The organism is Enterococcus sp. DIV0755f (assembly GCF_051713725.1).
GTDB classification, from domain to species: Bacteria; Bacillota; Bacilli; order Lactobacillales; family Enterococcaceae; genus Enterococcus_D; species Enterococcus_D casseliflavus.
In genome coordinates this window covers 2799243-2814058 of record NZ_JBIOQL010000001.1, presented here as the reverse complement: position 1 = coordinate 2814058, position 14816 = coordinate 2799243, and the positions used below count along the sequence as shown (strand labels likewise).

13 protein-coding genes are annotated in these 14816 nt (G+C 44.0%); 11 read left to right on the top strand and 2 right to left on the bottom strand.

Annotation, left to right across the window (positions count from 1 at the left end; all coding sequences use genetic code 11):
• Positions 1–34: 34 nt before the first annotated feature.
• The 4 genes from IGI73_RS12955 (at position 35) to IGI73_RS12940 (ending at position 2823) form a co-directional block, all read left to right on the top strand.
• Positions 35–706 (top strand): acyltransferase family protein, encoded by a 672-nt coding sequence (locus IGI73_RS12955; RefSeq protein ID WP_428206676.1) that lies wholly within the window; start codon positions 35–37, stop codon positions 704–706.
• Positions 707–716: 10 nt separating this feature from the next.
• Positions 717–1046, top strand: a complete 330-nt coding sequence (locus IGI73_RS12950) for a hypothetical protein (RefSeq protein ID WP_428206675.1) — start codon at positions 717–719, stop codon at positions 1044–1046.
• Positions 1047–1224: 178 nt separating this feature from the next.
• Entirely contained in the window at positions 1225–2289 is a 1065-nt protein-coding gene (locus IGI73_RS12945) for a DUF1002 domain-containing protein (RefSeq protein ID WP_015510302.1), read from the top strand.
• 162 nt (positions 2290–2451) lie between these two features.
• The gene (locus tag IGI73_RS12940) at positions 2452–2823 is read left to right on the top strand and encodes a YccF domain-containing protein (RefSeq protein WP_428206673.1); all 372 of its coding nucleotides are present in this window, start codon (positions 2452–2454) and stop codon (positions 2821–2823) included.
• Positions 2824–2924: 101 nt separating this feature from the next.
• Here IGI73_RS12940 and IGI73_RS12935 read toward each other — a convergent pair whose 3' ends face one another.
• Positions 2925–3719 carry a helix-turn-helix transcriptional regulator gene (locus IGI73_RS12935; RefSeq protein WP_005228440.1) on the bottom strand — a complete coding sequence of 265 codons (795 nt, stop codon included), beginning with the start codon at positions 3717–3719 and terminating at the stop codon, positions 2925–2927.
• Between the two features lie 266 nt (positions 3720–3985).
• On the opposite strand from IGI73_RS12935, the gene IGI73_RS12930 reads away from it, so the two are divergent.
• The 4 genes from IGI73_RS12930 (at position 3986) to IGI73_RS12915 (ending at position 8798) form a co-directional block, all read left to right on the top strand.
• Positions 3986–5602, top strand: a complete 1617-nt coding sequence (locus IGI73_RS12930; RefSeq protein ID WP_428206672.1) for a glycoside hydrolase family 43 protein — start codon at positions 3986–3988, stop codon at positions 5600–5602.
• The gene (locus IGI73_RS12925) at positions 5599–6924 is read left to right on the top strand and encodes an ABC transporter substrate-binding protein (RefSeq protein ID WP_008380593.1); all 1326 of its coding nucleotides are present in this window, start codon (positions 5599–5601) and stop codon (positions 6922–6924) included. The genes IGI73_RS12930 and IGI73_RS12925 overlap by 4 nt, the downstream gene beginning before the upstream one ends.
• A 128-nt stretch (positions 6925–7052) precedes the next feature.
• Complete coding sequence (locus IGI73_RS12920; protein ID WP_034858631.1) at positions 7053–7964, top strand: carbohydrate ABC transporter permease; 912 nt, start codon at positions 7053–7055, stop codon at positions 7962–7964.
• Positions 7965–8798: a carbohydrate ABC transporter permease gene (locus IGI73_RS12915; protein ID WP_005228444.1), complete on the top strand. Its 834-nt coding sequence runs from the start codon at positions 7965–7967 to the stop codon at positions 8796–8798.
• Between the two features lie 55 nt (positions 8799–8853).
• Here the strand turns inward: IGI73_RS12915 and IGI73_RS12910 are convergent, their stop codons facing one another.
• Positions 8854–10032 carry an ROK family transcriptional regulator gene (locus IGI73_RS12910; protein WP_015510297.1) on the bottom strand — a complete coding sequence of 393 codons (1179 nt, stop codon included), beginning with the start codon at positions 10030–10032 and terminating at the stop codon, positions 8854–8856.
• Between the two features lie 250 nt (positions 10033–10282).
• Between IGI73_RS12910 and xylB the strand changes: the two genes are divergently transcribed.
• The 3 genes from xylB to IGI73_RS12895 all read left to right on the top strand — a co-directional run bounded on the left by xylB (position 10283) and on the right by IGI73_RS12895 (position 14812).
• Positions 10283–11779, top strand: coding sequence for a xylulokinase (xylB, locus tag IGI73_RS12905; RefSeq protein WP_428206670.1), 1497 nt, complete (start codon positions 10283–10285; stop codon positions 11777–11779).
• A gap of 117 nt (positions 11780–11896) precedes the next feature.
• Positions 11897–13204 carry a xylose isomerase gene (gene xylA / locus IGI73_RS12900; RefSeq protein ID WP_005228447.1) on the top strand — a complete coding sequence of 436 codons (1308 nt, stop codon included), beginning with the start codon at positions 11897–11899 and terminating at the stop codon, positions 13202–13204.
• A gap of 141 nt (positions 13205–13345) precedes the next feature.
• A complete protein-coding gene (locus IGI73_RS12895) occupies positions 13346–14812 on the top strand; it encodes a glycoside hydrolase family 1 protein (protein ID WP_428206669.1) in 1467 nt (488 codons plus the stop codon).
• Positions 14813–14816: the final 4 nt, after the last annotated feature.

Below are 14816 nucleotides of genomic sequence, written 5' to 3'. Positions count from 1 at the left end.
GATCAAATTTGACGGAGAAAGGAGAAACGATCGAATGAAGACAAAACAACCTATGGTTCCAATTGGCTACATCCAATTCATCGCTTCCTTATTGGTGATTCTCGTTCATTGTGGCCGACTGGCAGAAAACAACGGGCTTCATTTTTTGTTAAAGAGTCTCTTATGTCGTTTGGCGGTTCCTTTTTTTCTGCTGCTGAATGGCTATTTTTTTCAAAAGAGTACCTGTTCATGGCAGCAATGGTGCAAACGACAACTCAAGCTTTATTTGCGTTGGTCGATCGTGTATCTTCCCTTAGGCTGGTTTTACTTAGGGCAGCAAAATCTTGCTGATTCATTACGGGTCATCGGTTTGGCTACTGGCTTTTTTACAGTAGGGGTCTGGTACCATCTTTGGTATTTTCCAGCGTTGCTCTTTGGCATGTGGTTAGTACGAAAAACTCGCTTTCTTGGCTATCGGCGGCAGTTTTTACTGGCGATCAGTTTGTATGTGATTGGCTGTCTTGAAACGTACAGCAGTTATTTAAGGGGACCTTTATTGGTATGCTATCAAAGCTATCGGACACTATTTTTTACAACGAGAAACGGACTCTTTTATGGGTTTTTATTTTTACTGTGTGGGGTTTGTTTAAGAGAACACCAAAAACACCCTTTTTTTACGAAGCATCTTGGTAGAAAACTCGCGGTCTCTCTGCTTATTAGGCATTGAAGGTCGACTGGTGTATCTCAATCAGGGGGACGATAAGAATTTCATGCTGTTTTTTGTGCCGACGACTCTTTTTTTCCTTGCTTGGCTGATCAAGCAGCAACCCCCAAAGCGGACTTGGCAAGCAAAACAAGCAGCTGAGGCTAGTCGATTGATCTTTCTGAGTCACCCGCTGTTTCTAGAAACCGGGAAGGTCTTTTTTTCACTCGCAGGGTTTCCGTTGTTCTTTTATACGATAGCTTTAACGGGAGCCTTTCTTGGTTTGAGGAAAGTGGGCAGCCGTTTGAAATCCTATACTGTTGGTTTTGCTAAAAAAACAGTTGATGAAAAGAAAAGCGTCTAAAGTATTGCTGTACCAAGGATAATACCAAATTGCGCCTTTTTTAAATAGCAGTAGAGTTCTAAGTTTTTCTTCATTTCAGACCCTAGACGTAGGCTTTGCAAGAAAACCTATAGTACAATAACAGCAGTAAGAGGGAAAAAATCCCTGAAAAAGAGATCAACACTTGGAGGATATAGTGATGAAAAAACAGACTCGAAAACCAGCGATGATTTTAGCGACTCTCTTGGTATCTAGCCAAGTTTTATTAGCAGCACCACAAGTTTTTGCTGACGAAACCAATTCAACGACCAGCAGTTCCACTGCAACGAGCAATTCTACCGCAACGACAGCCACTACCGATAGTCAAACAAGTACTTCTGACAGCAGTTCAGATCGTTTGCAAGTCAATGCCGTGGCGATCGGAAATGCCTTGACGAAAGCACAAGAAGACTACACACTGGAACGCTTAGGCATTCAAGGCGAAACACCGATTTATACGACAAACGGTAATGACTTGATGAAATACATTCCCGATGGCGGCTTTACTGCAGATTGGGCGGTCTATAGCTCGGTCAGAATGCAGACGCTAGAAAGCGGGGCAGGAATCACTGTCGATATCGCGACACCAGATAACATTACCCGCATCACTGCAGCCCAGTACCAAAATGCAGCGCTGACGGCAGGGATCACTGATGCGAAGCTAACGGTCGCTTCTGCCGTACCGATCGACGGTTCCGGAGCTTTAGCTGGGGTATACAAAATCGTTGAAGAATCAGGCGGTGTCATCAATCAGAATCGAGTAGCCGTAGCTCAAGATGAGATGGATGTACTGTCTACGATCACCGAAGAGAATAAAGACAAAGAAGGCTATTCCGATGAAGCTTTGAATGCAGCGCAAGAACAAGCGAAAACCGATTTGGCTGCTCAAACCGCAGATGGTACGGAATTAACCCAAGCCGATATTCAAGAGACAGTAGAAAAAGCCTTGAAAGACAACGGATTGGAAGGAATCGTTACGGAAAATCAAATTTCTGAATTGACCTCTTTGATGAGCGACATGCGAGACAACAATATCTTCGATGACTTCATCAAAGAATTGGATCTGTCAGAAGCCCGCAAGCAAATCGAAGAAACCTCTAAGGGCCTTTGGGAAAATATCAAGAGCTTCTTTAGCGGCATCTGGTCTTCGATCACCGGTGTCTTCGGAAATGACTCAAATGAGTCCAACAATAGCAGCGAATCAACCGTTGATTCTGGGCAATAAGCATTTTACAAAATAACACATTTCGCTTGTATTAAGAAAAAAGAGAAGCGCGCAGGGGAAGGAGCATCAGACGATAGCGCACGTCTGAGTGCTTTCGATGTCCTCTGCTTTCTTTGATAAAACAGGAGCAGTCTTTATTAAAAAAAGAAGGAGGGCAATCAGATGAATTTTTTAGGCAACGTGATTTGGTTTGTCTTTGGCGGCTTGATCGGTGCGATCTCATGGTTTTTGGCTGGGTGTTTATGGTGTATCACCATCATCGGCATTCCCATTGGTCTGCAATGTTTTAAGTTTGCGACGTTGTCACTCGCACCATTTGGGAAAGACATCGTTTACCGTGGCGGTGGCGTGTCCGTGATTCTAAATATTTTATGGTTGATTTTTTCTGGTATACCACTGGCTTTAGGCCATTTAGCTAGCGCAGTCATTCTAGCCATCACGATCATCGGCATTCCATTTGCGGCGCAATCATTGAAAATGGCGCGCTTAGCGTTGATGCCCTTTGGAGCAGAGATTTTGTCTAGTCGTTATTGATTCCTGTATATCAAAAATTGGATTGCATCAGAAAGCTTTTTGCTTTCTGATGCTTTTTTTTGTGGGAGCAAAGGAAAACGATGAAATGTCTTTGAGGAGGGCTATTCCTTCAGCAACGAAAAATGAGCATTGTGTTTTAAGCGGTATTCTTTTGGCGTCAGTGAGGTCAATGCTTTGAAATTTCGATTGAAGGTTCGCACATTTTGAAAGCCAGCTTGTTCTGCTACTTCCGTAATCGGCAAGAGACTATGGGTCAGCAAAAAAGAGGCATGGCGTATTCTTGCTTGATTCAAAAGCCGAGGAAAGGTGCTTTTCAATTTATCGGTGATCATTCTGGAAACGTAGACGCTGCTATAACCGATACTGCTGCTTAGTTTTTCGAGCGTCAGTTCTTCTTTGAAGTGGGATTCGATGTAAACAAGTAGCTGGATCAGGATATCCTCTTGATTTTTGGCTGGTAATAAAGTAGTTTGGTGTTCAAAAAGGTAAAGGACTTGATACAGTGCCGATTTTCGTAAATAGAGGGAATCCGTTTCAAATAAAGGATAGTAGAGTTGCTTGGCAACAGATGAATCAATGGTGATCACCGGATCTGACAAAGCGAAATCTTTCGTTTTGGCGTAAAAATCTGGAATATACTCAGGTGAAAACACAAGAATATGCAATTGTGATTCCTTAGGGGTTTCAATGGCATGAGTCTGATAAGGCATGACTAATAACACTTGGCCTGTCGTAAGGACATAGGGACTTTCTTCGATTTTGACAACCGCTTCGCCGTCACTACAAAAAAGCAATTCAAAGGAACGATGAAAATGTTCCATGTAATTAAGCGAGTAGGGATGGTAACTGGAAACGCCTAGGTATTCGCCGAAATGGTATTCTTCTAAAATGGTCACGCGATCTATCCTCCATTTTTTGTCTATCGATGTGTGGAAATCGTCCTGTGAATGATAGCGATTTCATTCTATAATTATGACAGTTCAGCTGAAGAAAGTAAATAGAACAATGATTAGTGAATATTTTTAAAATGAGCTGCAGCAGCAAGTTTCTTTTTTTTGTTAGGTATATTAGTAAAGAAAACTTACTAACTGGATGAAGCTCATTCCTACTGACACTCAGTTGAATCACAAAATGCCAAAAAGGGAAAGAGGAGGAAATTTTTTTGATTACCAATCCGATACTAACAGGCTTTCATCCAGACCCGAGTATTTGTCGTGCAGGAGAAGATTATTACATTGCTACGTCGACCTTTGAATGGTTTCCAGGTGTGCGCATCTTCCATTCGAAGGATTTGAAGAACTGGCGCTTGATCAGTACACCAGTCAATCGTGTCAGTCAGTTGAATATGCTGGGAAACCCAGATTCTGGGGGTGTTTGGGCGCCAAACTTAAGTTACAGTGATGGTCGTTTTTGGTTGATTTATTCAGATGTCAAAACACAATCTAATAGTTGGAAAGATGTGAACAATTATTTGATCACCTGTGAAACCATTGATGGGGATTGGTCAGAACCAATCTATATGAATTCTTCTGGTTTCGATCCCTCGTTATTTCATGACGACGACGGCAAAAAATATTTTCTGAACATGGTTTGGGATTATCGTCCGACAAACCATTCCTTTTATGGGATCGCTCTCCAAGAGTTTGATTGGCAAGCCAAGAAATTGGTGGGGCAGCCCAAAATCATCTTCAAAGGAACAGAGCGCAAATTGACGGAAGCACCGGTTATGTATAAAGCGAACGGCTATTATTATTTATTGACGGCAGAAGGCGGCACCAAGTTTGAACATGCAAGTACCATCGCTCGTGGGACACACATCGAAGGGCCTTATGAAGTTCATCCTCAAAACCCTCTGATCAGTTCATGGGGACAGCCAGAGATCCCGCTACAAAAAGCTGGTCATGGTTCATTTGTGAAAACGCAGACTGATGAATGGTATTTTGTTCACTTAACAGGGCGAGCGCTGAAGTATCCAGAAACGCCCCTCTTAGAAAATCGCGGCTATTGCCCGCTCGGACGAGAAACAGCGATCCAGTCTGTTTATTGGGAAAATGATTGGCCGTATATCACAGGCGGAAACTTTCCAAAAAAGGAAGTCCCACAGCCACAGCTGCCCGAACATCCGTGGGAAACAGAATCAGGCTTTGATGATTTTGAAGAGGCGTCGTTGGCACCAGTGTTTCAAACCTTGCGGATTCCTTTTTCTGAGGAAATCGGTAGTTTGACCGCACGACCAGGGTACTTGCGCTTGTATGGGCGAGAGTCGTTCAATTCCTTGTTCCATCAAGCACTGGTGGCAAGAAGATGGAGCGATTTTCGTTTCGAAGCAACGACTGCCGTCGAATTTTCACCGACCTCGTTTCTACAGTTAGCAGGCATGACGAATTACTACAATACACAAAACTGGTCGGCGATCTACATCACTCATGATGAGACGAAAGGCAGAATCATCACTGTATTGACAAGCGAAAAGGGCCAACTGAAGAGTCAAAAAGCACCAGAAGTTGTGATACCAGCCGATGTACAAACAGTCTACTTCAAAACGATCGTTCATTATGCCCACTATCAATACGCGTACTCGTTTGATCAAAAAGAGTGGCAGGTCATCGATCAGCTATTTGACAGCTTGCAATTGTCTGACGACTATGTAGCAGAACATTACGGTGGGTTCTTTACAGGGGCTTTTGTAGGGATGTTTGCGATCGATACGACCGGCAATCGTTTGGCGGCTGATTTTGATTCATTTGACTATCAAAAAATCGAGGAGGAAGAAAGATGAAAAATTGGAAACGGGTCTTACAAACAGTGTCATTGGCGGGCTTAGCAGCTTTTATGCTTAGTGGCTGCGGGAATGGTTCTGGAAACAGCAGCTCAGATAATAGCGCAACGGGAAGTAGTGGCAAGGATGAACTTGTGGTTTGGACCTTTACTTCAGAATTATCAACGATGATCAATGATTACTATTTGCCGGCGCATGACGACTTGGCCTATGACATTCGGATCGTGGAGATTCCTTCTGACCAATTCGAGACCAAGCTCGATCCGATTCTCGGTTCCAAAGATGCACCAGATGTGATTGCTTTAGAATCTGCCTTTGTCAAAAAATATGTGGAATCAGGCATGATGGCAGACCTTGGTTCACTGGGGCTTGATGAAGCCTCAGCAGATACGTATCAATATGTCAAAGACGTAGGGACTTCAAAAGACGGGGTTCTTCATGCCTTGGCTTGGCAAGCTGCTCCTGGCGGGTTTTATTACCGGGCATCGATGGCAGAAGAGCTGCTAGGAATCGATGATCCAGCGGCTGCGCAAGCGGCATTGTCAGACTATGACAAGTTCTATGAGCAAGCCAAAGCAGTCAAAGAAAAAAGTGGTGGAACTACCTATATGATCTCTAGTGTCCAAGATTTGGCGAAGCCTTTTTATGGTCAACGCGAACATGGCTGGGTTGAAGACGGCAAATTAGTGATCGACGACAGTTTGTATGACTTGTTGGATGTATCACGAAAATTTGTAGAAGAAGGCCTGACACAAGATACAGAAGGACAATCAGAAGCTTGGTTTGCTGGAATGAATGGCGACAATGTATTCGGTTATAGTTTGCCGACATGGGGACTGCACTATTGGTTAAAACCAAATGCGACAGCTGCCGATAACTCCAGCTCAACAGAAGGCGACTGGCGCATGATCCAAGGACCTTCGTCGTGGTTCTGGGGCGGCACATGGATCGGTGCTACGGCAAATTCTGAGATGCAAGAAGAAGCTGCGCAATTGGTGGCTTACTTGACCACAGATCAAGCATTTTTAAAACAATGGGCCGAAGATACCGGTGATTTTGTATCAAATGAGCGAGTCGTTGAAGAAATTAAAGGCGAATATGAAGAGGAATTTTTAGGCGGTCAAAACCACTATGCAGAATTTGCCGATATGGTTCAAGACATCAACGCGAAAATTCTGACCGAGTATGACCAGACGATTGAAACCCTCTTTACGGATAGTTGTTTGACACCATATTCAAAAGGTGAAGTGGATCAGGAAACGGCGATCCAAAACTTTAAAGATGCGGTCGTCAATGCTTATCCAGATGTTCAAGTAGATTAGGTGTTGTTGAAACCGGCACCGAAGACGGGGTCGGTTTCAACCTTTTCTAGGTACTATGCGCTGCTTAAATGGCTTGTCTTTACAGGCAGAAGTTGGCAGTAGAAGAAATAAATATCAGGGGGATTACGATGCAGAATAAGAGAAGATTTGAACAGTATCATCGCTATGGGCTATTATTTATCGCACCATTTTTTCTAGCATTCTTGGTTTTTCAGCTTTATCCAATTCTCTATACGATTTACCTAAGCTTTACGGATCTAAAAGGGTGGAATCCAGCTGCCAATCTTGTCGGACTGGATAACTATTTTGCGATTTTTCGCAACCCGTTATTTTTAAAATCCATCAGCAATACCTTTATTTTGTGGGGCGTAAACTTTGTTCCTCAAATTGGCTTGGCTCTGTTGCTAGCGGCATGGTTTACCAATATCAAGTTGCGTTTGCGGGGGAAAGGCTTCTTCAAAGTCGTTTTTTACTTACCCAACATCATTACTGCCGCTTCAGTAGCAATCTTATTTTTCGTTTTGTTCAGTTTTCCGTTAGGTCCGATCAACCTAGTCTTGCAGCATTTCGGTGTTTTGGACCAGCCCTATGACTTTTTCCGTAGTGAAACGGGCACTCGGCTGATCGTTTCCTTTATCCAATTTTGGATGTGGTATGGTCAGACAACGATCGTTTTGGTTTCGGGCATTTTGAGCATTGATGATGCTCTTTTTGAATCAGCAATGGTCGATGGAGCCAATGATGGTCAAATTTTCCGCAAGATCACGCTGCCTTTGTTAAAACCAATCTTGCTTTATACATTGGTGACGTCTTTGATTGGTGGCTTGCAAATGTTCGACATCCCTTTTTTGCTGACAAACGGCAATCCCAACAATAGTGTCTTAACGATCACGATGTTTATCTACAACCAAGCCTTTACCGGGAGTCGGAATTTCAACGTTGCCGCAACCGCGTCGGTGCTATTATTGGTACTTTCGATCGTATTAAGCACGTTATTGTTTCAATTTTTCAAAGAAAACAGCAAAGTGGGGCGAAAATAAATGGAAAATAGCTATCGAGCAAAACGATTGTTGATCTATGTCTTTTTGGTGTTGCTGACCATCTTAAGTATTCTGCCGTTTTGGGTCGTCTTAGTCAATGCGACCCGTTCAGCAGAACAGATCCAGCAAGGGCTGTCCTTGTGGCCTGGCGGTAATCTCCAATACAACTGGTCCGTCTTAATGGGCAGAGGCTTCAATGTTTTCAATGGATTTAAAAATAGTTTCTTGATTGCGGCTGGCGCTACCGTTCTCAATGTATATTTTTCGGCATTGACAGCTTATGGCGTGATCGCCTATGAGTTTCGTGGCAAGAAAGTCCTGTTTGCTGTCATTCTTGGGCTGATCATGATTCCTCAGCAAATTAGCATGATCGGTTTTTATCAATTTATGAATCGCTTAGGGCTCTTAAATAATTTTCTGCCATTGATTTTACCAGCGATCGCATCACCTGCTACCGTTTTTTTCTTAAAGCAATACTTAGAAACGATCTATCATCCTGATTTGGCAGATTCTGCTCGTTTGGACGGAGCCGGCGAAATCAAAATTTTCCATCGCATCATGTTGCCCTTGATGAAACCGGGCTTAGCCACCATGGCGATTTTCTCGTTCGTGACCTCGTGGAATAATTTCTTGATGCCCTTGATCTTGATCAACGATACGGAAAAGTATACGTTGCCGATGCTGGTCCAATTGCTGAAAACCGATGTTTACCGTACTGAATTTGGCAGTATGTATCTAGGGATCTCATTAAGTATTATTCCTTTACTGCTGATTTACCTGTTTCTATCGAAATACATCGTGGGCGGTGTGACGGCTGGCGGAATCAAAGGATAGCGAGACCTTTTTACCAAAAGAAAACGCTGGACTGAGTCTTCAGTCCAGCATTCATTTAACGGATTACACGGGAGAGATCAAGTGCCGCAAAGCGCAAATCGTTGATATTCAAGAAATGTTTCGCCACTAAAACATTGCCGCCAAACAGCGGGGCTTGATCGCCTAATCGACTGTTTTTGATCTTCGTGTTTTTGGTGAACTGGCTGGTCAATTTTTGTTGCAGCGCCAGTAATAAATCAGGAATTTTGCGATAGACCGAGCTGTTGATATAGACTTCTTCGGGATCAGAAAAAGTGATGACATTGTTTAGCCCAATACTAAGAAACTCAACATTTTGTTGCGCCAATTCGACTGCTGATTTTTCTCCGGCATGATAGGCTTGTGCAAAGGTATCCGAATTAACGAACGCTGTTTTTGTATAGTGACTGTAGGTGTCAAACAAGACTTTGTTCGACGCATATTGCTCTAAGCAGCCTCGATTGCCGCAAGGGCACAAGTTGCCGTGAGGAAAGAGCGTAGAATGGCCAACTTCCCCCGCCATGCCGTGAGTACCGGTTTGTAGCTGCCCATCAACGATGATTCCGACACCGATCCCACTATGGACGCTGACGCTCAGTAAATTCGTGGAATCAGAAGAAAAACAGTACTCGCCTAAAGCCGTTAGGTTGGCTTCGTTTTCTATATAGACCGCCGTATTGTATTTTTGGCTCAAAGGGGCGATCAAATCAAAGTGTTCCAAGTCGTAGTAGGGGGCAAAGGTGACCGTCTGATTGTGAACGATGCCGTGGATCGCCAAACAGATTCCTACTAATCCATGAGTGGTTTGCGGCATTTGCGGCCAAAACTCTTTCATCATGGAATCGATCGTCGCTAGTACATTTTCTTTGGTGATCAATTCATGGGAATGGTCGGCAGAGGCGATCATCTCGCCATTGATATAAGAGAGCATCCCTCGAACATAGTTATAGCCGATGTCAAAGGTAACAGCTAAGCTGCTACGGTGATTGAATTGCAATTGAATCGGTTTGCGACCACCGATCGAAGTGGAATCACCAATGCCGACTTCGCGCACGAAGTCCGTGTCGATCAGTTTTTTGGTTATTTGAGAAACAGACGCTTTATTGAGATGGGTCAAATTTGACACTTCCGCTCGTGACACATTTTCATTGTCAATGATCGTCTTCAATACAGCCGCTTCATTTTGTTCGCGTATGCCCATTTTATTGATAATCATGTGTTCTCCTCTTAGTAGATGTGATTAGTGTTAGTTTACCGTGCAAATTAATATTGTGCAAGCTGAAGAATAAAGAAAAGACGCAGAATGTAGGAGCAGCAGTTTGAGAAGTAAAAACCATGAAAGATTTGGTGAAAGCGCTTGACATGAATGCGAGAATCGTTTACTATTCGATTAGTTAGTTTTGAATGCTAATTAACCGTTTGAGAGTCAATGGTTAACTGCTTCAAACAGAGGAAGGAGAGAAGAGATGGCTTATTTTTTAGGGTTGGATCTAGGAACAAGTGCGTTAAAAGGCTTAGTTTTTGATCAAACCGGGGAACTCCAAGGAACAGCAAGTGCTGACTATCCATTGTCATCCCCAAGACCGGGGTTCAGTGAGCAAGAGCCGGTGCATTGGCAAGAGGCGGCAGATAAGGTGATCAAAACCTTGATCCAGCAGCTTCCAACGCTGCAAAAGGAATTGATCGGCGTCAGCTTTTCTGGGCAAATGCATAGTCTTGTTTTATTGGATGAAGAAAACCGAGTCATTCGTCCGGCAATATTATGGAATGACGTTCGGACCACCAAACAATGCCAAGCGATCATGGCATCCTTTGGAGAGGAAATAAAAGCAATCACCAAGAATATTGCTTTGGAAGGGTTCACCTTACCAAAAATTTTATGGGTCCAAGAACACGAGCCTGAACATTGGCAACAAGTTCGTCACATGATGCTGCCAAAAGATTACTTGGCTTTTTGGCTGACTGGGAACTATTCGATGGATTATTCCGATGCAGCAGGTACGTTACTGCTGGATATCGAAAAGAAGTGCTGGTCTGAAGCCATTCTAGAAAAATTCGCAATCGCATCAGATTTACTGCCGCCGCTTTTTGAATCAGCAGCGCCTGTGGGGCAAATGCGAAAAGAGCTGCAAGAAGCCTTTGGGTTTGAACAAGAGGTGACGATCTATGCAGGTGGCGCAGACAATGCCTGTGCTGCATTAGGTTCAGGGATCATCGCCGAAGGTGTCGGCATGGTGTCGATTGGCACGAGCGGTGTGTTCTTATCCTTTGAAGAAGCGCAAGAGGTTGATTATCAAGGAGATCTACACCTTTTCCGTCATGCGATCAAAGACAAGTTGTATTCAATGGGGGTCACGTTAGCCGCTGGAAATTCCTTAAGCTGGTATCGTGATACGTTTGCCCCTAACCAATCGTTTCAGGAATTGCTTTCAGCGATCAGTGAGGTAAACCCAGGGGCAGAAGGCCTGCTGTTTACGCCTTATATCGTGGGCGAACGCACCCCGCATACCGACAGCCAAATCAGGGGTAGTTTTATCGGCATCGACACACGGCATCGCGAAAAGCATTTCAGTCGTGCCGTCTTAGAAGGGATCACCTTCTCTTTAAAAGATTCCCAAATGATCATGGAAGAACGGGCACAGCGGAAATTCACCCAGATCGTTTCTGTGGGGGGCGGTGCGAAAAATGCCGAATGGCTGCAAATGCAAGCCGATATTTTTAATGCAGAAATGCTGACTTTGTCTACTGAGCAAGGTCCAGGTATGGGCGCAGCAATGCTGGCAGCAATCGGCAGTGGCATTTATCCAGATGCAGGTGCCTGTGTTAACGCCTTTGTCAAATACGGCAAGGCCATTGCACCGATTCCTGAAAATGTCGCCAAATACCAAGAAATCTATGCGATCTACCGCACCGTCTACCAACAAACCGCACCTATCTGCCATGCATTGGCGCAAATCGAATAGCGTAATGGCAGCAGGCAATCTACATGATCAAAGCGAGGAATCGTTTTTGGTTCTAAATGATTGGAAACAAGTAAGTTAGTTTATTACACTAAAAAACATAAAATGGAGGCAACAACAATGACTTATTTTCCAGAGATCGAAAAAATCCGCTACGAAGGTCCTAAAACAGACAATATGTTTGCATTTCGCCACTACGATGCCGAAGAAGTTGTATTAGGCAAGAAAATGAAAGATCATCTACGTTTTGCAATCGCCTATTGGCATACGATGACGCAAGACGGTTCTGATCCTTTTGGCGCACCTGTCAACAAACGGACGTGGATTGGTGACACCGAAATGGAAACGGCGAAAAATCGAGTAGAAGCCTTCTTCGAGATTTGCGAAAAATTAGGGGCAGAGTTCTTCTGTTTCCATGATGTTGACGTGGCACCTGCAGGAGAAACGTTAGAAGAATTTTTCCAAAACTTAGACGAAATCACCGATTTGATCAAAGAAAAAATGGAACAAACGGGAATCAAACTATTATGGAATACAGCAAATATGTTCTCACATCCTCGTTTCAATAACGGCGCTGCTTCCACCAATAATGCGGAAGTTTATGCGTATGCGGCAGCCCAAGTCAAAAAAGGCTTAGACATCTCGAAAAAATTAGGCGGCGAAAACTATGTCTTCTGGGGTGGCCGTGAAGGCTATGAAACCTTGTTGAATACAGACATGAAATTTGAACAAGACAACATCGCCCGTCTATTCAAAATGGCGATCGCTTATGGCGAAAAAATCGGTCATAAACCGCAGTTCTTATTAGAGCCGAAACCAAAAGAACCATCAAAACATCAATATGATTTTGATGCAGCGACAACGATGGCCTTCATTCAGCACTACGGCTTAGAAGGAGATTTCAAATTAAACCTAGAAGCCAATCATGCAACATTAGCTGGCCATACCTTTGAACATGAAATCGCCGTTGCCCGTAGCTATAACGCATTAGGCTCACTGGATGCCAACCAAGGAGATATGCTGTTAGGGTGGGATACGGATGAATTCCCAACCAACGTCTTTGACTCGACACTTGCTTTATATGAAGTCTTAGAAAACGGCGGCATCGCGCCGGGAGGAATCAATTTCGATTCTAAAGTCCGTCGTTCGTCATTTGAAATGGAAGATCTGTTGTTAGCCCACATCGCTGGTATGGATACGTATGCCCGAGCGTTGAAAGCAGCAGCGAAACTAAAAGAAGACCGCTTCTTAGACGAGTTGAAGGAAAAACGGTACGCCTCTTTCCAAGAAGGCATCGGAGCGAAGATCGTTGCTGATGAGGAAAGCTTAGAAACACTGACAGATTACGCATTGGCTCATGATCAAATCGAATTAGAATCCAGCCACATTGAATATGTGAAATCTCGTTTGAATGATTACCTGTTTTAATAAGAAACGACTGTCGTTCTGAGGAGCGGCAGTTTTTTCACCTAAAAAATATCTTTTAGCAATTGTTACGAATCAACCAACTTATGATACGATAAAATGTAACCGATTTATTTCGGTTTAGGAAATGAAGGAGGCAACTTGATGTTTCACACAAACTTAGATCCTTTCCCAGAAAACTTCTTATGGGGGGCAGCTTCGGCGGCCTATCAAATTGAAGGAGCATGGGCAGAAGACGGCAAAGGTCCGTCGATTTGGGACACCTATGCCCAAATTCCTGGCAATACTTTTGAGGGAACCAACGGCAAAGTGGCGATCGATCATTACCATCGGTACAAAGAAGATGTTGCTTTGATGAAGCAAATGGGCTTGAAAGCCTATCGCTTTAGTGTGGCGTGGTCGCGAATCTTGCCTGATGGCGAAGGCGCGGTCAATGAAGCGGGTGTGGCGTTTTACGAAAAGCTGGTGGACGAATTGCTTCGGCAAGGAGTAGAGCCGATTTTGACACTGTATCATTGGGACCTTCCCCAGGCTTTGCAAGACAAATACCAAGGATGGGAAGGCCGAGAAACAGCAGAAGCATTTGAACGGTATTGCCGGATCCTTTTTGAACGCCTAGGAAAGAAAGTCACCTATTGGGTCACCATGAATGAACAAAATGTCTTCACTTCTCTTGGGTACCGTTGGGCGGCACATCCGCCGGGCTTGAAGGACTTAAAACGGATGTATGCAGCCAATCATATCATCAACCTTGCCAATGCTAAGGCGATCAATTTGTTCCATGAGCTGGTTCCTCAGGGCAAGATCGGTCCAAGTTTTGGCTATGGACCGATGTATCCATTTAGCTGTGACCCAGAAGATGTGCTGGCAGCAGAAAATGGCGAAGCCTTCAACAATGCTTGGTTTTTAGATGTCTATTGCAAAGGCGAATACCCGAAATTTGTCTACAAGCAATTAGCCAAAGTTGGCTTGGCTCCTGAAGTCACTCCAGAAGATCAAGCACTATTAAAACAGGCAAAACCTGATTTCTTAGGAATCAATTACTATCACGGGGGGACGGCCCAGCAAAACAATTTGCAAAAGCAGTCAGCTGAAAAGAAAGAATTTTCTAAAGTCGATCCGTACTTGATGCAAGCGGCAGCTGGTGAGTTCTCACCCGAAGAAACCATGTTTGCGACAGCAGAAAATCCTCACTTGAAAAAAACAGAATGGGGCTGGGAGATCGATCCCGTTGGTTTCCGTGTAGCCTTGCGGCGCATCCAAGCCAATTATGACTTGCCGATTTTTATTACTGAAAATGGGTTAGGCGCTATCGATCAATTGACAGAAGACAAGCAGATCCATGATCCATACCGCATTACCTATTTGCAGGAACATCTGGTGGAATTGCAAAAGGCCATTACGGATGGGGTTGAGCTGATCGGCTATTGTGCTTGGTCCTTTACAGATCTACTAAGTTGGTTGAATGGATACAAAAAACGCTATGGGTTTGTTTATGTCGATCGCGACAATCAAAGCGAACGTCAGTTGGCGCGCATCCCGAAAGATAGTTTTTATTGGTATCAAGAGGTGATTCGCACCAACGGGGCAAGTTTGACAAGTGAAACATGATGTA